Origin of the sequence: Proteus sp. G4380, assembly GCF_963885725.1 — a bacterium.
Lineage (GTDB): Bacteria > Pseudomonadota > Gammaproteobacteria > Enterobacterales > Enterobacteriaceae > Proteus > Proteus mirabilis.
In genome coordinates this window covers 62,411-82,141 of sequence record NZ_CAWPAV010000210.1, presented here as the reverse complement: position 1 = coordinate 82,141, position 19,731 = coordinate 62,411, and the positions used below count along the sequence as shown (strand labels likewise).

The 19,731-nt window shown below is 40.0% G+C and carries 15 protein-coding genes; 5 read left to right on the top strand and 10 right to left on the bottom strand.

Annotated elements, in window-relative coordinates:
* Positions 1-480: 480 nt before the first annotated feature.
* Complete coding sequence (locus tag AACU98_RS18360; protein ID WP_004245055.1) at positions 481-1,803, top strand: L-cysteine desulfidase family protein; 1,323 nt, start codon at positions 481-483, stop codon at positions 1,801-1,803.
* Between the two features lie 172 nt (positions 1,804-1,975).
* On the opposite strand, the gene yjiA is transcribed toward AACU98_RS18360, so the two are convergent.
* From yjiA to apt, 7 genes are all read right to left on the bottom strand, one after another.
* On the bottom strand, positions 1,976-2,953 hold the full coding sequence (gene yjiA, locus AACU98_RS18355; RefSeq protein ID WP_017628278.1) for a GTPase: 978 nt from the start codon (positions 2,951-2,953) through the stop codon (positions 1,976-1,978).
* Between the two features lie 22 nt (positions 2,954-2,975).
* A complete protein-coding gene (locus tag AACU98_RS18350; RefSeq protein ID WP_004245057.1) occupies positions 2,976-3,182 on the bottom strand; it encodes a YbdD/YjiX family protein in 207 nt (68 codons plus the stop codon).
* Positions 3,183-3,246: 64 nt separating this feature from the next.
* A complete protein-coding gene (locus AACU98_RS18345) occupies positions 3,247-5,397 on the bottom strand; it encodes a carbon starvation CstA family protein (RefSeq protein WP_004245058.1) in 2,151 nt (716 codons plus the stop codon).
* A gap of 450 nt (positions 5,398-5,847) precedes the next feature.
* The gene (gene recR, locus AACU98_RS18340; RefSeq protein WP_004245059.1) at positions 5,848-6,453 is read right to left on the bottom strand and encodes a recombination mediator RecR; all 606 of its coding nucleotides are present in this window, start codon (positions 6,451-6,453) and stop codon (positions 5,848-5,850) included.
* A complete protein-coding gene (locus tag AACU98_RS18335) occupies positions 6,453-6,782 on the bottom strand; it encodes a YbaB/EbfC family nucleoid-associated protein (RefSeq protein ID WP_004245060.1) in 330 nt (109 codons plus the stop codon). The genes recR and AACU98_RS18335 overlap by 1 nt, the downstream gene beginning before the upstream one ends.
* 54 nt (positions 6,783-6,836) lie before the next feature.
* Positions 6,837-8,813: a DNA polymerase III subunit gamma/tau gene (dnaX, locus tag AACU98_RS18330; RefSeq protein WP_004247250.1), complete on the bottom strand. Its 1,977-nt coding sequence runs from the start codon at positions 8,811-8,813 to the stop codon at positions 6,837-6,839.
* A 227-nt stretch (positions 8,814-9,040) separates the two neighbouring features.
* The gene (gene apt / locus AACU98_RS18325; RefSeq protein ID WP_012367485.1) at positions 9,041-9,592 is read right to left on the bottom strand and encodes an adenine phosphoribosyltransferase; all 552 of its coding nucleotides are present in this window, start codon (positions 9,590-9,592) and stop codon (positions 9,041-9,043) included.
* Positions 9,593-9,729: 137 nt separating this feature from the next.
* Here apt and priC point away from each other — a divergent pair, with 137 nt between their 5' ends.
* Together priC and rsmS are read left to right on the top strand one after the other, a co-directional pair.
* On the top strand, positions 9,730-10,272 hold the full coding sequence (gene priC, locus AACU98_RS18320) for a primosomal replication protein PriC (protein WP_004247249.1): 543 nt from the start codon (positions 9,730-9,732) through the stop codon (positions 10,270-10,272).
* An 11-nt stretch (positions 10,273-10,283) separates the two neighbouring features.
* A complete protein-coding gene (gene rsmS, locus AACU98_RS18315) occupies positions 10,284-10,439 on the top strand; it encodes a pleiotropic regulatory protein RsmS (RefSeq protein ID WP_004245067.1) in 156 nt (51 codons plus the stop codon).
* Positions 10,440-10,451: 12 nt separating this feature from the next.
* Here the strand turns inward: rsmS and mscK are convergent, their stop codons facing one another.
* From mscK to acrR, 3 genes are all read right to left on the bottom strand, one after another.
* On the bottom strand, positions 10,452-13,880 hold the full coding sequence (mscK, locus tag AACU98_RS18310) for a mechanosensitive channel MscK (RefSeq protein ID WP_004247241.1): 3,429 nt from the start codon (positions 13,878-13,880) through the stop codon (positions 10,452-10,454).
* Positions 13,881-14,004: 124 nt separating this feature from the next.
* Positions 14,005-14,358: a DsrE/DsrF/TusD sulfur relay family protein gene (locus AACU98_RS18305; RefSeq protein ID WP_004245069.1), complete on the bottom strand. Its 354-nt coding sequence runs from the start codon at positions 14,356-14,358 to the stop codon at positions 14,005-14,007.
* Between the two features lie 28 nt (positions 14,359-14,386).
* Positions 14,387-15,031, bottom strand: coding sequence for a multidrug efflux transporter transcriptional repressor AcrR (acrR, locus tag AACU98_RS18300; RefSeq protein ID WP_161735304.1), 645 nt, complete (start codon positions 15,029-15,031; stop codon positions 14,387-14,389).
* A 125-nt stretch (positions 15,032-15,156) separates the two neighbouring features.
* Between acrR and AACU98_RS18295 the strand changes: the two genes are divergently transcribed.
* On the top strand, positions 15,157-16,347 hold the full coding sequence (locus AACU98_RS18295; RefSeq protein WP_161735302.1) for an efflux RND transporter periplasmic adaptor subunit: 1,191 nt from the start codon (positions 15,157-15,159) through the stop codon (positions 16,345-16,347).
* A gap of 14 nt (positions 16,348-16,361) precedes the next feature.
* On the top strand, positions 16,362-19,520 hold the full coding sequence (locus AACU98_RS18290; protein ID WP_004245072.1) for an efflux RND transporter permease subunit: 3,159 nt from the start codon (positions 16,362-16,364) through the stop codon (positions 19,518-19,520).
* Positions 19,521-19,731 lie beyond the last annotated feature (211 nt).

Genomic DNA, 19,731 nt, shown 5'->3' with positions numbered 1-19,731 from the left:
TACATCATGCAAATAGATAAATATATTTATAAAAAAACCTCAGATTATTCTTATACCAAAGCTGCAAAAAGTCATAATATTCACTATGTTAAATAATGAGTGTAAGTGATGCTATCATCATCACTGGCTGGTCATTTATTTAACTATTCTGAGTTAGCCCACATTAAGTATGATATTATACTAACAATAGAATGAGTCATTCATTCTATTGTTTTTTATTTTATAATCATCAACTATCACTAAAGAAATTACTTTATTCGATTTGATACTATTACTGCTACATCAAATTCTTCAATAATCCTCACTTATTCAAGATAAAATATTACTAATTTAATATCTGTAAATAGTATTTTTTTCTCAAAATTTACACCCACTTAGGAAATTCAGAAAACATTTTCTCCAATAGATTCAGTATGATCAAAGCATCAAAATTACAATATAACGCCTTGAATTATTAAACTATTTATTGGACATAATGCAATGAAAGAACAATTATCTTCCTACTGGAAAATATTAATTGAAGCTGTTAAGCAACAAGTGAAGCCAGCTTTAGGTTGTACCGAACCCATTTCACTTGCATTAGCTGCTGCCACTGCAGCTCGTTATCTGCAACATAATATCACCCGTATTAGCGCAGAGGTTTCTCCTAACTTAATGAAAAACGGAATGGGAGTGACTGTACCGGGCACGGGTATGGTGGGATTATCCATTGCGGCTAGTTTAGGGGCTGTTGCTGGAGATAGTGAAGCAGGTCTAGAAGTATTAAAAAATGCCACACCAGAACAAGTTGAGTTGAGTAAAAATCTATTAAATTCAGGCATTGTCTGCGTATCAATAAAAAAAGCCTGCCAAGAGGTGCTTTACTCTGAGGTTACCGTTGAAGATGGCGAAAACAGTGCCACCGTCATTATTGCAGGTGATCATACTAATATTGTTAAAATTATCCATAATGGTCAGGTGGTGCTTGATAAATTATCATCACAATCTGAACAAACGGCCTCACCTTGCCAAATTAAGCAAGCCTTAACCAACACTAACACACGAGAAATCTATCAGTTTATTACTCAAGCTCCTGTAGAAGAAATTTCTTTTATTTTGCAATCGGCGCAATTAAATGACGCATTATCAAAAGAAGGCTTGAACAATACTTACGGTTTGCATATTGGTCAAACCTTACAACGCCAGCAACAACGTGGCTTGTTAGCTAAAGATCTGCTTTCTGAAATTATGATCCGCACTTCAGCGGCTTCTGATGCACGTATGGGCGGTGCCGTACTCCCCGCCATGAGTAACTCAGGTTCAGGAAATCAAGGTATTGCAGCTACAATGCCTGTTGTGGTGGTTGCTGAATATTTACAGGTTAGTGAAGAAAAAATGGCAAGAGCATTAATGCTTTCACATTTATTAGCCATTTATATTCACCACAAATTCCCGGCACTTTCCGCACTATGTGCCGCAACAACCGCATCAATGGGAGCTGCTGGTGCTATTGCGTGGCTAATGGAAGAACGCTATGAACCCATGGCAATGGCAATTAGTAGTATGATTGGCGATATTAGTGGCGTGATTTGTGATGGTGCCTCTAACAGTTGTGCGATGAAAGTGTCGACAGGAGCAAGTGCCGCTTATAAAGCGGTATTAATGGCGCTAGATGATACCTGCGTGACGGGTAATGACGGCATTGTCACTCATGATGTTGATATGACGATCGAGAATCTTTGTGCATTAGCTAGTCGAGCAATGCAACATACTGATGTACAAATTATTGAAATTATGGAATATAAAGCTGTTGCTAATGGCTAATTAGTATAAAAAAACACCCCATAATGGTTATTATGGGGTGAAACATAAGATCCCAGGAACAGGATCCTCCTCAAGTCCAGGAGCATGATTAATATTCGTTACTGCTATTTACTGCTTACTACTTACTGCTATTACATCACTACCAACAAACACTTTTCTCAAACAATCGCTATTACTCATATTCTTTAGTGTTATGCATTAACGCATCGAAACTGGCTTTTATTTCTTCTTCTGGCAGATGAATACCAATAAAGACTAAGGTGCTTTGACGAGTTTCATTCTCTTGCCAAGGTCTATCCCAATCAGCGCTATATAATCGTTGCACTCCTTGGAATAACAACCGGTTAGGACTATCTTTAATATTTAAGATCCCCTTATAACGTAATAAGTTATCGGCAAAGCTCAATAACAAAGACTCCATAACATCAGAGACTGCTTGTAACTCAACGGGATAATCAAAATTCAGTACAATAGACTGAATATCATCTTGTTTTTCTGGCTGAAAACGAAACAGGGGTTGCTTGATCTCTAAAGTATCATTCAACATAAAGCCTTTTACGTTAAACAATAGTGCTAAATCAATGTTCCCATTGATCACCGTATAGGTAGGCGCTCTAGCATTAATACGTCTTAAACGAGCAAGTAATTGTTGGCTCGCAGGTTGAATATCTGTTTTAGTTAATAGAATGCGATCCGCATAACCAATTTGAGATTGAGCAATAGCAAATTGATCTAACTGTTGCTGAGCATGGATTGTATCAACCAGTGTAATAATGCCATCTAATAAATAGCGTTGGCAGATCACTTCATGAGAAAAAAATGTTTGTGTGATAGGCCCCGGATCAGCCATCCCTGTACACTCAATCACTAGGCGATCAAACACAATGTCACCACGATCAAGACTATCGCAGAGATCGAGCAAAGTATCTTCAAGCTCATTCGATTTACTACAACAAATACAGCCATTGGTGAGTGTTTTTATTTGTGTTGCTCTATCACCAATAATTTCATCATCGATAGGCACTTCACCAAATTCATTTTCAATCACCGCAATTTTATAGCCATGCTCCTCATTGAGCATATGGCGTAAAAGCGTTGTTTTTCCCGATCCTAAAAAGCCAGTCAATATTGTTACTGCAATAGGTTCCATTATTTGTCTCCTTTACAGATTATTAGCAACAGCGGAAACCACCTTTACCATCACCGCCACCATAACGGGCTTCCTGACGTTCACGGAAAAACTCGTTATAGGTCATCACTGGTTTATCAGGATGGTTGTCCTTCATGTGCTGCACATAGTTATCATAATCAGGAATACCTATTAACATACGAGCGGCTTGTCCTAGATATTTTCCAGCTTGCCCTAAATTACCAAACATAAGTTTCTCCTAAGCCCCGCACTCATTAAGTGAGTGCGAGGGTTTTTAGCCTATTCGCCTAAGATTAATGACCTGAAGATATCTTCACATCTTTTGGCATAGGTACATATGGTGTTTCTTGTGCTGACTCTTTCGGATTTTTACGTGCTTTCATTGCGGTACGGATACCGTAGAAAATAATGCTGTAAACAACCACTAAGAACAGAATACTTAAACCTGCATTGGTGTAGTTATTAATCACAATGTGGTTCATATTGGTGATTTCTGCGGCAGTAAGATCTGCCCCACCGGCTAAGATTTTCGCTTTGTACTCATTAGCAAGATAGAAGAAACCTTCCATTTGCGGATCATTACTGAGCAGTTTTAATCCTAGCGCCCATGTTGTACAAATTAATAACCATACTGCAGGAATAACGGTTACCCAGATGTATTTCGTTCTCTTCATCTTGATTAAGATGACCGTACCTAAAACAAGTGCAACAGCCGCTAACATCTGATTGGAGATCCCAAACAGTGGCCATAAGCTCTTAACACCACCCAGTGGGTCAACAACACCTTGGTACAATAGATAACCCCATAAACCGACACAACCTGCTGTACCGATAACACCAGCAATAAAAGAGTCTGTTTTCTTCAAGTATGGGATAAAATTACCTAACAAGTCTTGCAGCATAAAACGACCAGAACGAGTTCCTGCATCTAATGCTGTTAAAATAAAGAGTGCTTCAAATAAGATCCCAAAGTGATACCAGAAGCCCATATCTGCCGCAGGTAAAATTTTATGGAACACCATAGCAATACCCACCGCTAATGTAGGTGCACCACCAGCACGATTAAGTACAGAAGGCTCACCTATATCTTTGGCAGTTTGTAAAATCTCATCAGGTGAGATAACAAAGCCCCATGAGCTAACTGTCGCAGCCGCGTGTACGGTGACATCTTTTAATTGATCCATAATCATTGCGGTGTTTTCACCCCCTAACTCATGCAGATTTGGCATTGTAATGCCTAATCCGGCAGGCGGTGTATTCATCGCAAAATAGAGACCCGGTTCAATAATAGAGGCAGCCACTAATGCCATGATCGCAACAAATGATTCCATTAACATTGCGCCATAACCGATAAAACGCGCATCCATTTCATTGGCGATCAATTTAGGCGTTGTACCTGATGCAATCAGTGCGTGGAAACCAGAAACTGCACCACAAGCAATAGTAATAAATAAGAATGGGAATAGAGCCCCTTTCCATAATGGTCCTGTACCATCAATATATTGGGTCATCGCTGGCATTTTTAACTCAGGATTTAGAATAACAATCCCGATAGCTAAACCAACAATTACACCAATTTTTAGGAAAGTCGCTAAATAATCACGAGGGGCTAAAATCAGCCATACTGGCAGTAAAGCAGAGATAAACGCATAACCAATCAACCCAAAAGTAATAGTGGTGTCTTTAAAGGTTAATGCAGGTCCCCAGTAAGGATCACTCGCGATAACGCCACCAAACCAAATAGCGGCAATCAGTAAAACAATACCAATAACAGAAACTTCACCCACACGACCTGGGCGAATATAGCGCATATAGATCCCCATAAATAGGGCAATAGGTACTGTTGAACAGACGGTGAAGACTCCCCAAGGACTTTCTGCTAATGCTTTCACTACAATCAGAGCTAGCACCGCAAGAATGATGATCATGATAAGGAAACAGCCGAACAGCGCGATAGTTCCCGGTACAGGCCCCATCTCTTTCTTTATCATCTCACCGAGAGAGTTACCATTACGGCGCGTCGAAATAAACAGCACCATAAAGTCTTGTACGGCTCCAGCAAGTACCACCCCAGCTAATAACCACAGTGTACCGGGTAAATAACCCATTTGGGCAGCCAATACTGGCCCGACAAGTGGTCCAGCACCCGCAATAGCGGCAAAGTGGTGACCAAAGAGGACATAACGATTAGTTGGAACATAGTTCAAACCATCATTATTAATTACTGAAGGAGTGGCTCGAGTAGGATCGAGCTTCATTACTTTTTGAGCAATATAAAGACTGTAATAACGATAAGCGACTAAGTAGACCGCAACAGAAGCAACAACTATCCATAATGCACTGACGTGTTCACCACGGCGTAGTGCAACCACTGACAGACAAAAAGCACCAATAATCCCGAGGATCACCCAAGGTATGTGCTTAAGAAATGTATTTTTGTTCATGAGACACCTTTTTTTCAGGCAAGACCGAACAGCCAAAGAGTAGTACGGGACAATTGATAATAATTTGAGCGAATATGAAAATAATGACCCGCAGTGACATCATATGAAGAATGTCTGATGAATAGTGTTATTAAATCGCTAAACGGTTATATAGTGAGTTAAGCGGTCTATTTTCTCAGTTGAGTGGTTTTACTGATGTTAAAAGGTGATTTTTTTGTGATCGAGATAACAAATTTATGACTATCAATAAGTTAGAAAACTATTAATTACATAAAAAATCTTTTTTATTATGCAAAAAAGGGAGATTTAGATCACAAATAAGCAACAAATAGTCATTATTAATATAATTGAGGCGATATTAACAATATCAGTCAAGGTGACAGTAAAATCAAAAAAAAAGCACCTCATTATATTGATAACAAGGTGCTTTTTTATTAAATCTTTTGTGTATTAATAGTGGATCTTCTGGCGTCCCGCGATAGAGTGTGACAACGTGGTACCATCCACCATTTCTAATTCACCACCAACAGGCACGCCATGTGCTATTCTGCTAGCAGCAATATCATATTGAGCGCATATCTCAGCAATATAGTTTGCTGTAGCTTCACCTTCCACCGTAGGATTGGTGGCTAAAATCACTTCTGATATAGGCTCTTGGCTTAGACGCTCTTCAAGTCTATCTAAGCCAATATCCATGGGACCAATGCCATCTAGCGGAGATAGATGTCCCATTAACACAAAGTATCGACCTGCAAACTGCCCTGTCTGCTCGATAGCATGAATATCTGCCGGGCTTTCCACTACGCATATCTGACCATTTTGCTGACGTCGAGCATTAGCACAGATCGTACAACGCTCTTCTTCAGTAAATGTTCGACAATCACAACAGTGACCAATTTCAGACATTGCACGCGTTAATGCTTGTGCAAGTCGCATTCCTCCGCTTCTATCACGTTGAAGCAGATGAAAAGCCATTCGTTGCGCTGATTTTGGCCCGACGCCGGGTAAACAACGCAACGCTTCCATTAATGATTCAAGAAGAGGGCTAGTTTGCATTAGAATGGCATCTTAAAGCCTGGTGGCAATTGCATACCATTAGAGACTGATGCCATCTTCTCTTTTTGTGTCTCTTCAATGCGACGTGCAGCATCATTAAAGGCGGCAGCAATCAGATCTTCTAACATCTCTTTGTCATCTTCTAGCAGACTAGGATCTATTTCAACACGACGGCAATTATGAGCACCATTGATAGTGATCTTCACTAAGCCAGCACCAGATTCACCGGTGACTTCTAAGTTTGCGATCTCTTCTTGCATTTGCTGCATTTTTTCTTGCATCTGTTGGGCCTGTTTCATCAGATTGCCCAAACCACCTTTTCCGAACATAATTGTCTCTCTTTGTAAAAGCTACGCTGTATAGAAATATACAACATGTTGCGATTAAACAGGCCGGATACTCTCTTCATCCAATTCAGCATCAAAATAGTGCTGTAATGTCTGAATGGTTTTATCCGTAGTAATCGATTGACGCGCTAACGCCAACTTCTCTTCATAAATGGCTTGTCGCCATTCTAACGGCGTTTTAACCGTTAGATTATCATCTTCTATAATTGTGAGTGAAATTGCTTTTCCATGCAATTCACTTAGCGCATTTGTCAGTGTTCGTAGTGCATTTGCTGAATTTAAATGTTTCTGCTTACTGCGTAAATGCAAAATGATCGTTTCTTCACCGACCGTCTCTTTATAGGCATTTAACGCTAACTGCTGCACTAACTTCGGCAATGGCATTTTAGCTATTTCCGCCGCCCACTCGTCCCGCTGTTGCGACTCTTGCGCAATTTTAGCGGCTAATTCAGGCGTTTTTTCATACTCAAGAACTTCTTTGATCTCTTTCGGTGAAGAGACCACGGGCTCTGTTACTTGTGCCTGTGGATTTTGTGGCTTCCATTGATAAGCTTCTTTTTTCTTTTTCTCGACTGCAACAGATGACCGTTTTTCATTAACCCTTTGCTGGCGTTTTTCACTGACGGCTGCTAGCCGCTCTAATGCACTAGCAGCCGGCTTAGCCTGTTTAGGCGTCGCCGGTTGAGGCTTTTTTGGTGGCGTCTCTTGCTCAGCTCCCCTTATGGCTTGCCGTGCTCTTAACAGTTGTGCCGCAGGGCTATTTCCTAATGCAGCACTGTTTTCTGGCGACGGTGATACTTTGGGTGTCGCCGTTGCCATATTGCTTCTCACTTGAGGCGCCGATGTTTCAACTCGCTGTTGATTCGGCTGTGATGCTAAAGGCAATGTTTGCGCTAAAGGAGCCGTAGGGATTTCATCAATGACAGTTTTAGGATGAAAAGCAAGCGCCCTGAGAAGGGTCATTTCTACACCCATACGTCTGTCTGGCGCATAAGCCAGCTCTTTACGCCCAACTAATAAAGTTTGATAATAAAGTTGTAAATCTTGTGGCGACACTGATTTGGCTAATAAACGTAAACGCTCTTGTGTAAATTGCTCTTGGGGATTATTTTCACTCGGCAAAAGTTGTAACATCGCAATTTGATGTAATAATGAGAGCGTTTCGACTAAAAAGTTTTCCCAATCCGTTCCTCTTAAAGCAACCTCATTAACCAACGACATCACTTGTTGGCCATCTGCTTTTACTAAAGCTTCAATCAGTGCTAATGGTTGTGCATCATCAATCGTGCCTAGCATACGACTAACGACTTCTGTACTTACAATACCTTCGCCACTCGCAATTGCTTGGTCGGTTAGGCTTAATGCGTCACGCATACTTCCATCTGCTGCACGGGCAATTAATTGGCGTGCTCGCACATCATTTTCAATGTGTTCTGCGGATAGTACTTTCTCAAGCTGTGTCGCTATTTGGTCAACATCAAGTGCCCGCAGGTGAAATTGCAAACAACGAGATAAGATAGTAACAGGTAGTTTTTGAGGATCTGTGGTAGCCAACAGGAATTTAACGTGTTCAGGTGGCTCTTCTAACGTTTTAAGTAACGCATTAAAACTATGACGAGAAAGCATATGCACTTCGTCAATAAGATAGACTTTAAAACGACCACGAGCCGGCGCATATTGAACATTATCGAGTAGCTCTCGTGTATCTTCAACTTTCGTTCTTGATGCCGCATCGATTTCTATTAAATCAACAAAACGCCCTTGCTCTATCTCAAGGCAATTAGCACATTTACCACAAGGTTTACTGGTTATGCCTGTTTCGCAATTCAGCCCTTTAGCAAATAGACGGGCGATCGTCGTTTTTCCAACACCGCGAGTGCCAGAAAAAAGATAAGCATGATGCAACCTTTGGTGATCAAGACCATTAGCCAATGCGGTCAAAACATGACGTTGACCGACAACATCGTTAAAAGTTTGTGGGCGCCACTTTCGGGCAAGTACCTGATAGCTCATTGATTCCGCTAAATATGAACAAGATTTATCTCTATGCTAACACAGGGATAGCCTATTGAGCGAGATCTGTAGGAAACAAATGAGATATTGATGAAATTATCCGCACACTTTAAAGCGGTGACTATTGTGCGGGCCCAATGTATTGGGTCATACATTTTGATACACCCGCACGATGATAGGTATTTACCAGCAAATGCATTAAGCATCTGATTGACACTGAAAAAGCATTAATGCCCTGGGAAATTAACTAATGTGAAGCTATGGATCCCTTCTTTTTCTAGACGTTCAATACCGCCTAAATCAGGTAAACAGATAATAAATGCAGCTTCTGTTACAGTTCCACCTAAACGACGAATAAGACGAGCAGTCGCTTCGATAGTACCACCAGTTGCTAATAAGTCATCAACCATTAATACTTTATCTTTATCCGTAATGCTGTCTTTATGGATCTCTAATGTATCTGTACCGTACTCTAGATCATAAGTTTCACTAAGCGTCTCACGAGGCAATTTACCTTTTTTACGCACTGGCACAAAACCCACACCTAAACGTAAAGCAACAGGGGCACCAAATAAGAACCCGCGGGCTTCGGTACCTACAACTTTAGTGATACCCTGACCTTGATAGTGCTCAACTAATAAATCAATCGTTGCCTGATATGCCGCGGGATTATCCAGTAATGTCGTAATATCACGGAATAAGATCCCTTCTTTAGGGTAATCAGGAATGGTTTCAATGCTGTCTTTAATAAATTGCAGTTGTTGCGCGTTAGCAGTCATAATCAGTGCCATAATAAAAAACGAAACGATAGAATCTATGCAATATGCCGTTAAAATGCAACAGAAAGCCAGTGAACAACTCTTTTTTGTTGCTTTAAGTCAATTCATGTTTTTAGCAAAACAGGTACAAAGCCCAAATGAAAAAAACAGATCCATTGAGTTTGTTTAAAAAACAGATCGACAATCTCGCCGAAACCTTAGCGCCAATTGCAAACAAAAAAATTGCAGCACCTTGCTTCGACACAGCACTATTTCACCACCGCAGTGATTCTCTTGGTGGTTATATGCAACAGATCCGCGATAATTTTACTCAGTTAATAACTTGTGTTGAGGCACAACGTAGCCAGCAAGTTAAGTTTCTGGCAACACAAATCCTACAACAAATTGAAGCATTAACTCGTGAATTATCGACACAAACACTAAGAAAGCAAGAAAACCAGCTTAGTCAACGCAAAAAAAGTGTCGATTTATACCAAAAACTTGCCCAACATCAGGATTACGAGCGCCGATTACAGTCGATGATCCAAGATAGAGAGCTTGCTTTAACTCAAGCACAAGGCTTTGTACGCCAACAAGAATTACAAAAAGAGATTGCTGCTCTTGAAAATCGCCTAGCGCGTTGTAAAAGTGCCCTAGTTTCTATAGAAAAGAGTATTGAACGACAAGAAGATAAATATTAATCGGAGCCATAATGGAATTAAAAGATGCCCCTAAATCAGTTCAGTTAGCGGTTGATTTGATTTACTTATTTGAAACCAATCATATTGATCCCAACACCGTACTTGAGGCACTGGAAATTGTGCGAGTTGATTATGAGAAAAAACGAGATAATCAAACCGCTAACTAAACATCTTACTATTTAATTAAATGGCGTATTCGCTTCAGGTGTTGAACCATCAAGAGGGCCTTTTTTTATTTCTTGCACTTCTTCCCCTTGTTTATTATGCAGATACACTTCTAATTGGTTAAACGCGATATTGATATCATTTTCATTGCAAAGTTTATCAATAGCGCGGTTGACTTCGTCGATAGCAGTATTTCTATCCCCAAGCGTTCTAACATAAAAACGTAATTCATGATTTAACGTGCTAGCCCCAAATTCGGTAAACAGCACCACAGGCTCTGGCTCAGTCATCACTTTGGGATTATCTTTTGCTGCTTTCATTAAAATGGTTTTCACTTTATCCAGATCAGAACCATAAGCAACACCGACTTGAATGATAATACGTGTGACAGTATCAGATAATGTCCAGTTGATCAGTCGTTCAGTCACAAAGGCTTTATTCGGGATAATAACCTCTTTGCGATCAAAGTCCGTTACCGTGGTTGCTCGGATACGAATACGACTCACTGTTCCAGAATAAGAGCCAATTGTCACCGTATCACCAATTCTGACCGGCCTTTCAAATAAGATAATTATCCCTGAAACAAAGTTAGCGAATATTTCTTGTAAACCAAACCCTAAACCAACCGTTAAGGCTGCCGCCAACCATTGTAGTTTTTCCCATGCTACGCCTAATATCCCCAGCGAAACAATTGTACCTATCGCAATGATAATATAGGTCAGAATAGTCGTAATGGCGTAAGAAGCGCCTTGCTGTAATTTAATTCTTGAAAGAATAAGAACTTCGAGTAAACCCGGTAGGTTTCTTATCATAAACCAAGAGATAGCCATAATGGCAAAAGAGAGGAGTAAGTCCGCAACCGTCACTGCTTTAACCACATTACCTAACTCAGTAGGCAAATTATAATGCCAAAGCGTAATACCATCTAAGTAAGTAAAGATTGTAATAAAGTCAGACCAAATACCATAAAAACTGGAAGCAAAGATAATAAATAAGATCATTGTGGTTAATCTTAATGATTGTTGATTTATCTGCTCCATATCCATCGGTGGCTCTTGGATTGGCTCAAGAGTGTTATCGTCCCCCTCTTTTTTCTCTTTAAGCATCGCTTGTCGGCGCTCTAGCGCTCGACGATACGCCAGTCGTCTTGCTGCAACAGTAAGACCGCGTAAACTCGCGTGGTAAGCAATAAACCACAACATAAGTAGATATAAACTATCAATCCAACGATTGGCTAAACGTAGTGCGGTGTAATAATAACCAAAAATAACTAACCCCATTAAAAGTAAAGGCGAGAAAGTTAATAAGGTGATAACCACCGTTCTCACAACATGATTACCCTTTTCTTGCCACATTTCACGACAAAAAGGTAATGCACACAGACTAATAAAAAAGAGTGAAATAATTGTCACTAATTGACCAATCACATCGCCAACTAACAATAATGGGTTATTAATACCATAAGCGGAAAGTAAAATAATTGGCAACATGGGAAGCGATAAACGTAATAAACGTTTACGATTTTGTTGTACTCGCTCTAGGGGGATCTTAAAGTGATTAACGGCCACTCCATTATCCGACATTAAACGATAAGACCACTCAAACATCAGCCAAAATACCGCAAACTGCCAAGTAAAAGACCAGATAAACTCTTGTTGCACATTAAAGCTATTAATAAGCCAATATCCTATCGCTAACACAATACAAGAAAGGGGTAATGTTTTTAAGAAAACAATCCCTAAAGCTAATGGAGTATGTAACTGCGTATCTTTATTAAGCTTATTAATATCAGCACTTAATTTATCAAACTGCTTATCAAATTTTTTACGTTGCCAAACCAGTATGCTACTGAACAAAATTAGCGCAATCAGTACAGGATATGATTTTTTAGCCCCGGTCAACAGATTTTCATTTGACCAGTTGAGTTTAAAACTTTGAAATTCAGCCACTGCCTGATCTGGAAAGGTTGAGAACCAACTGAGGTTAATCGGTTTATTACTGCTTACCCAGAATATTTGTTGCGCTAAGGTGTTTTCTAATGAACTCACCACACTACGTAGCTGTTGCTGATCCATCTGTAAATTAATAGATTCAGAAATTTGGCTACCCAGTTGATTATTGAGCTTATCCAGTAGATCTCGTCGCGCATCAATCAGTTGTAATAATGCATTATGTAGCTCTTTTAGCTCATTTTTATCAGTAATTTCCGGATGTGTGGCTTGGTACTCTTGCATTAATTGGTCGATATAGAGATTCGGCTGAAAAATCTGATCTCTTTGTTTATTGATTTCAAACTGTTCTAAACGTAAGTCGGCAATTTTATCCGGTAACTTATTGATAAAGATATCATCAGGTAGCTCAATTTGCTCTTCAAACAGAATACGAGAGAGCAACAGACTCCCTTTCAATACATCAATTTGCTCTTTAAGATTGCGCTCTGATTGGATAGCTCTATCTAGGCGGTTTTTGACCATTAAACTATGGCGATTTAACTCATTATTATTTTGTGTAGTAATAATCAGCTTATCGCTGAGTTTTTTATTAATATCAGCTTGAGCTAAATAAAAAGCGTTATTTTTAATCGCCTGATTACTCAGCTCTGCCGTCTGCGCCTCTTTGGCAACCTCTTCTGAACTGTCTAAACGTTTATCACTTAAGATCTCTTGCAGTAGTTGAGCATGCTCTTGAGAGAGGTCAATATAGGCTGAACTATAATCACGCTGTAATTGTAATAAGCTTTGTAGCTGTACATTAGATTGCAGTGTTCGTTTTTGAAAACTGTTTTGTTGTTGCAAATAATATTGTTCTAATTGTAAAAGTTGCACAGAAGAAGATCGCATTTGAGCTTTATCTGCACTGCTTTTATTTAATGCAATTCGTATTTGTTGCAATCTTTCTGAGTTATTAAATAAAACAGATTGCGCCCTTTCTGGTTGCGTTTGTAAAACAATAAGCTCATTACTGTAATTAGCTAAATCTTCCTGTGCTTTCGCTAAGGATTGTAAAACCTCTTCTAATTGCGACTCTAAAGTTGCAAGCGGTAGGCTCTCTAAAGATTGACGGTAGTCCTCAACTTCTTTGTTCGCTATTTTCTGTTTTAATTGACTTAATTGATTTTGAATACTGCGTAGCTTTTCTGGTAATTGCTCTACTGTCTTATTATAGTCGTCTGCTTTTTTCTCTAATTGTTGAATATTATCAAGAAGTAGCAATGCCTGCTCTAGATCACCAATAGTGAGTTTATCTTCGGCACTTAAGTCACTACGTTTATTTAATAAATTAAGCTGGTTTTGAATACTTTCTTTGGTGGGTAAATTATTGCTGACTGTTTCTGCTTTAGCCGGGGTAAAAAGTATATTTCCTAACAAAACAAAGAGGATAGAGACAATAAATATTGTCGAAATAAAATGATTTAATCGAATAAAAACGTTAGATCCACGCATATTGAGCAACTTGTTCAATGAATATTGAAAAACTGCCTCTTAGTATAATCCAATTACTTGAAATTGGCAGTGTCATTAGAACAAGTCGCCTAGATGTTTCTCCCCTGAGAAAACAGAATATTGATCAGAAAGTCAAAATCTTATCCGCGTCGAGAGTCCATTGTGCTAAGTCCACCAATGTCCCAAGTTCAGCACCATCCACTAAAGGTAATTCACTGATACCACGAGTATCTGTACAGGTTTTGCATAACTTAACAGGGACGTTTTGTGCCGTTAAAATTTCTAACATTTGTTGGAGGTTGTAACCTTCTTTGGGTTGCTGATGAGCCAGTGCACCGGTTACCGCATCAGACATTAAAAAGATATTTAATTGCGTTTCTGGATGTTGCTCTTTTAAAGTAATAGATAAACGCAGTGCGTTAAATAATGATTCATTACCGTATGCTGCACCATTTGCAATCACTAATACTTTGCTCATGAACTTCTTCCTTATGTTTAAGAATAAATTAAGATAGCGCCGATATTCTCATAGTTACGCTATGCTTAATCATATCAATAAAACTATCAACCAAATATTGACTTTCCTCTTTAATAGAAAAACTTTCTGGTGAAAATAACCAATTTTCAGCAAGCCCTGTCATCATAGCTCTTAACATAATCGCAGCTCTTCTTAAATCAAGGTTGGCTGGGAGTTGTTTTTTTTCGATACAGCGAGATAAAGATTGCTCTATTCTAGAGTAATCGGCTGCACATAATTCTCGGCGGATTTCAACAATTGGTGTCATTTCACCAACAAATTCGCACTTATGGAAATATATTTCTAGAAGTGCATTATGTTTCGGATCTTCGACAATTGATGTCAATATGTAAATAAGCAATTCTCTTAATACAAATAGTGGATCATCTGGATATTTTGATTGATACTCTAATTCTAATGATTCTATTTTTAAGTCGGTGAGTTCACACGCTTCAGTAAATAAATCCACTTTATTCTTAAAGTGCCAATATATTGCACCTCGAGTTACTCCGGCCTCGGTTGCAATATCTGAAAGTGATGTGGCAGAAACACCTTGCACAGTAAATAGCCTAAGTGCAGCATCAATAATCTGCTGTCTTGTCTCTTGTGCTTGGCGTTTAGTTTTTCGTGCCATTATTCCTCGATTTTGACTGAAGTTAATTTACATACATTCATGTATGTTTGTACTATACATCGCAATCATTCATCAACTTAATTATTTTTTATCCCGGGAAACAACTTTTGAATAGAGGTTTTCTTATGCGAAAAAACAGAGGGGTTTTGCCTCTGGCTCTGTTAGTGCTTTCAGGCAGCTTGGTTATTGCTGGATGTGGCGACAAAAATCAGTCTGCTGGAGGTCCACCTCCTGCTCCTGCTGTAGGTGTTGTTACATTAGATGCGAAACCACTGACTATCACAACAGACTTACCTGGTCGTACATCTGCTTATCGTATCGCAGAGGTTCGCCCTCAGGTTGGCGGCATCATCTTAAAACGCAATTACACCGAAGGTAGTTATGTAGAAGCAGGAACATCTTTGTACCAAATCGATCCTGCTATTTTTCAAGCTACATTAAACAGTGCTCAAGCTGATTTAGCAAAAGCGAAAGCGAATGCTGAAATTGCTCGCCTAACTGTAGAGCGCTATAAACCTCTACTCGGCACCAATTATGTCAGTAAACAAGATTTTGATACCGCAACATCTCAGTACGCTCAAGCTGTTGCTGCAGTAAAAGCAGCTGAAGCTACAGTGACTAATGCAAAAATTAATCTTGAATATACCAAAGTCACCGCACCAATTTCTGGCCGTTCAGGTAAATCAACGGTAACAGAAGGCGCATTAGTTGCACCTGGTCAGCAAGTGGCTTTAACAACCGTTCAGCAAATCGATCCGATTTATGTCGATGTGACACAATCGAGTGAAGATTATCTGAAATTAAAAAATGAAATTGAAAGTGGCATTGTTCGTCAAGAGCAAGGTAAACCTGTTGTTCACTTAACCTTAACCAATGGTCAATCCTACGCTCAAAAAGGTCATTTAGAATTTTCTGATGTGACCGTTGATGAATCCACAGGCTCTATCACTATGCGTGCAATCGTACCTAATCCTAAAGGTGAATTACTGCCTGGTATGTTTGTTCGTACAAAATTAGAAAATGGTATTCGTCAAAATGCTATTTTGATCCCACAACAAGCTGTTATTCGTACTCCTCGTGGTGAAGCAACAACCATGATCGTTAATAAAGACAACGTGGTTGAAGTGCGTACTATTGAAGTATCACAAGCAGTTGGTAATAAGTGGCTAGTGAATAGTGGTGTTCAGGTTGGTGACCGCGTTATCGTTTCGGGGCTACAAAAAGCAAAACCTGAAATGAAGGTTACGCCACAAGAAGAAAATTTAGATGCAACAGCATCAACTGAAAAATCTGAACCAGCGAAGGATCCTCAATAAGGAGTCGATGATCTATGCCTAAGTTTTTTATAGACAGACCAATATTTGCGTGGGTAATTGCCATAATTACCATGCTTGCTGGTCTTTTGGCACTCATCAAACTGCCTGTTGCACAATATCCAACGATTGCACCGCCAGCGATTTCCATCTCTGCGGTCTATCCAGGAGCTGATGCAACCACGGTACAGAATACTGTAACCCAAGTTATCGAACAGAATATGAATGGTATCGATAACATGGTTTATATGTCTTCAACCAGTGATTCTGCAGGTATGATGAATATCACGCTGACCTTTGAAGCTGGTACTGACCCTGATATTGCGCAAGTCCAAGTGCAAAATAAATTGCAATTGGCAATGCCTCTTTTACCTCAGGAAGTACAACAACAAGGGATTAGTGTCGATAAATCTTCTAGTTCATTCTTAATGGTTGCAGGTTTTATCTCTGGTGATGGCTCGATGTCACAAGATGACATCGCCGACTATGTAGGTGCAACAATTAAAGATCCATTAAGCCGTGTCACAGGGGTGGGTGAAACGCAGTTATTTGGTACACAATACGCGATGCGTATTTGGTTAGATCCAGATAAACTGGTGAAATATAACATGACCACACTTGATGTTATTAATGCGATTAAATCGCAAAATAACCAAGTGGCGGCAGGTCAATTAGGTGGTACGCCACCAGTGCCTGGTCAGCGTTTAAATGTATCTATCATTGCGCAAACTCGACTTAATACACCTGAGCAATTTGCTGATATTCTGATGAAAGTCAATCAAGACGGTTCACAGGTTAAGCTAAAAGATCTGGGTATTGTTGAGATGGGGGCTGAAAACTACAGCACGATTGCTCGCTTTAATGGCTTACCTGCAGCAGGTATTGGTATTAAACTGGCAACAGGTGCTAACGCCCTTGATACCGCAACAGCAGTACGTGCGGCACTGGCTGATATGGAGCCATTCTTCCCTTCTGGATTAGAGGTCGTTTATCCTTACGATACAACACCATTTGTTAAGATCTCTATTTTTGAAGTGGTTAAAACGCTCGTTGAAGCCATTATGCTGGTGTTTGTAGTCATGTATCTGTTCTTACAGAACTTCCGTGCTACATTAATCCCAACCATTGCTGTGCCCGTCGTATTATTAGGGACTTTCGCCATATTGTCCGCGTTTGGCTATTCGATAAACACCTTGACGATGTTCGCGATGGTACTAGCCATCGGTCTACTGGTTGATGATGCTATCGTTGTAGTAGAAAACGTTGAACGTGTGATGCAAGAGGAAGGACTGTCACCTAAAGAAGCGACACGTAAGTCTATGGGACAAATCCAAGGTGCATTGGTGGGTATTGCCCTCGTGTTATCTGCGGTATTTATTCCAATGGCATTCTTTGGTGGTTCAACGGGTGCGATTTACCGACAGTTCTCAGTTACTATTGTATCAGCGATGGTGCTGTCTGTTTTCGTGGCATTGATTTTAACCCCTGCACTTTGTGCGACATTGTTAAAACCAATCCCGAAAGGCAGCCATGGTGTACAAACAGGTTTCTTTGGTTGGTTTAACCGCGTTTTTGAAAAAAGTAGTCACCACTATACAGACAGTGTTTCTCGTACACTGCGTGGTACAGGTCGTTACTTACTGATCTACGTCTTACTTGTTGCTGCTATGGCAATTATGTTTGTGCGTTTACCGGCGTCTTTCTTACCAGAAGAAGACCAAGGGGTCTTACTGACAATGGTTCAGTTGCCCGCTGGATCAACCCAAGAGCAAACTCAAGACGTATTAGCACAAGTCAATGACTATTTTAATACTAAAGAAAAAGATGTGGTTAAGTCGGTCTTTACCGTCAGCGGCTTTGGTTTTGGTGGTCAAGGTCAAAACATGGGGCTTGCTTTCGTCGTATTAAATGATTGGGATGAGCGTAAATCAGACCAAGACAAAGTCCCTGCTATTGTCGGTCGTGCTAACCAAGCTCTTTCTCAAATTAAAGAAGCCTTTGTTTACTCCTTTAATATTCCAGCAATTGTTGAGTTAGGCTCTGCAGGTGGTTTTGAATTCGAGTTAATCGATAATGCCAACCTGGGACACGAAAAACTCATGGAAGCAAGAAACCAATTGCTTGGAATGGCAGCACAAGAGCCACAAATGTTGACGGGTGTGCGTCCTAACGGTCAAGAAGATACCTCTCAGTATCGTCTTTATATCGACTTAGAAAAAGCACAAGCTCAAGGTGTTGCGGTCAGTGATATCTACTCAACATTAGGTACGATGTTTGGTGGTAGCTACGTTAACGACTTTATCGACCGTGGTCGTGTGAAGAAAGTTTACGTTCAAGCAGAATCACAATTCCGCATGTTGCCACAAGATATTGCTAATCTTTATGTTCGTAACAATGCGGGTCAGATGGTGCCTTTCTCATCCTTCATTGATACTAGTAAAGATCCTTGGTTATATGGCTCACCACGTTTAGAGCGTTATAATGGTTTACCAGCTGTCCAGATCCAAGGTAGTGCAACACCGGGACAAAGTAGTGGTGATGCAATGCTAATGATGGAACAACTCGCCAGCAAATTACCAAGTGGTATTGGCTACGAGTGGACGGGTATGTCATACCAAGAACGTCTATCAGGTAACCAAGCGCCAGCACTGTATACTATTTCATTAATTGTAGTATTCCTTTGTTTGGCGGCACTCTATGAGAGTTGGTCAGTGCCTTTCTCAGTTATGTTAGTCGTACCTTTAGGGGTCATTGGTGCATTAGCATTTACTACATTGAGAGGGCTTGAAAACGACGTTTACTTTAAGGTTGGGCTACTTACCACCATTGGGTTATCGGCGAAGAACGCCATATTGATTGTCGAATTCGCCAAAGACTTAATGGAAAAAGAGGGTAAAGGGCTAGTAGAAGCGACGTTAGACTCCGTTAGAATGCGTCTACGTCCAATTCTAATGACATCGTTAGCCTTTATGCTTGGGGTTATTCCTCTGGTATTAAGTAACGGTGCAGGCTCCGGTGCGCAAAACTCAGTAGGTACAGGGGTATTCGGTGGTATGATTGCCGCGACATCCCTTGCTATTTACTTTGTTCCTATTTTCTTCGTTGTGATCCGCAGAAGGTTTGCGAAGAAAAACGAAGACTTAGAGCACCCAAACTATCCGCACCAAACTAAGTAATCACTATGCTATACCACAGCCAACATAATTTGTTGGCTACCCATCAAAAAGGTCGCTTAGCGGCCTTTTTGTTTTATTTTAATTTTTCGTGTTAATCCCGCCCCTTTATATTGTTATCAATTAAAGAAAAACATATCCCTAATCAATAAATCAGTTTAATTTTTTTCTTATATATGACTTTTTGTCAAATTTAACGCACTATTTTTTATTA

Excerpts from the sequence above, each read along its gene's own strand:
- AACU98_RS18360 (WP_004245055.1), top strand. The coding sequence starts at position 481 with ATGAAAGAACAATTATCTTCCTACTGGAAAATATTAATTGAAGCTGTT.
- yjiA (WP_017628278.1), bottom strand. The coding sequence starts at position 2,953 with ATGGAACCTATTGCAGTAACAATATTGACTGGCTTTTTAGGATCGGGA.
- AACU98_RS18350 (WP_004245057.1), bottom strand. The coding sequence starts at position 3,182 with ATGTTTGGTAATTTAGGGCAAGCTGGAAAATATCTAGGACAAGCCGCT.
- AACU98_RS18345 (WP_004245058.1), bottom strand. The coding sequence starts at position 5,397 with ATGAACAAAAATACATTTCTTAAGCACATACCTTGGGTGATCCTCGGG.
- recR (WP_004245059.1), bottom strand. The coding sequence starts at position 6,453 with ATGCAAACTAGCCCTCTTCTTGAATCATTAATGGAAGCGTTGCGTTGT.
- AACU98_RS18335 (WP_004245060.1), bottom strand. The coding sequence starts at position 6,782 with ATGTTCGGAAAAGGTGGTTTGGGCAATCTGATGAAACAGGCCCAACAG.
- dnaX (WP_004247250.1), bottom strand. The coding sequence starts at position 8,813 with ATGAGCTATCAGGTACTTGCCCGAAAGTGGCGCCCACAAACTTTTAAC.
- apt (WP_012367485.1), bottom strand. The coding sequence starts at position 9,592 with ATGACTGCTAACGCGCAACAACTGCAATTTATTAAAGACAGCATTGAA.
- priC (WP_004247249.1), top strand. The coding sequence starts at position 9,730 with ATGAAAAAAACAGATCCATTGAGTTTGTTTAAAAAACAGATCGACAAT.
- rsmS (WP_004245067.1), top strand. The coding sequence starts at position 10,284 with ATGGAATTAAAAGATGCCCCTAAATCAGTTCAGTTAGCGGTTGATTTG.
- mscK (WP_004247241.1), bottom strand. The coding sequence starts at position 13,880 with ATGCGTGGATCTAACGTTTTTATTCGATTAAATCATTTTATTTCGACA.
- AACU98_RS18305 (WP_004245069.1), bottom strand. The coding sequence starts at position 14,358 with ATGAGCAAAGTATTAGTGATTGCAAATGGTGCAGCATACGGTAATGAA.
- acrR (WP_161735304.1), bottom strand. The coding sequence starts at position 15,031 with ATGGCACGAAAAACTAAACGCCAAGCACAAGAGACAAGACAGCAGATT.
- AACU98_RS18295 (WP_161735302.1), top strand. The coding sequence starts at position 15,157 with ATGCGAAAAAACAGAGGGGTTTTGCCTCTGGCTCTGTTAGTGCTTTCA.
- AACU98_RS18290 (WP_004245072.1), top strand. The coding sequence starts at position 16,362 with ATGCCTAAGTTTTTTATAGACAGACCAATATTTGCGTGGGTAATTGCC.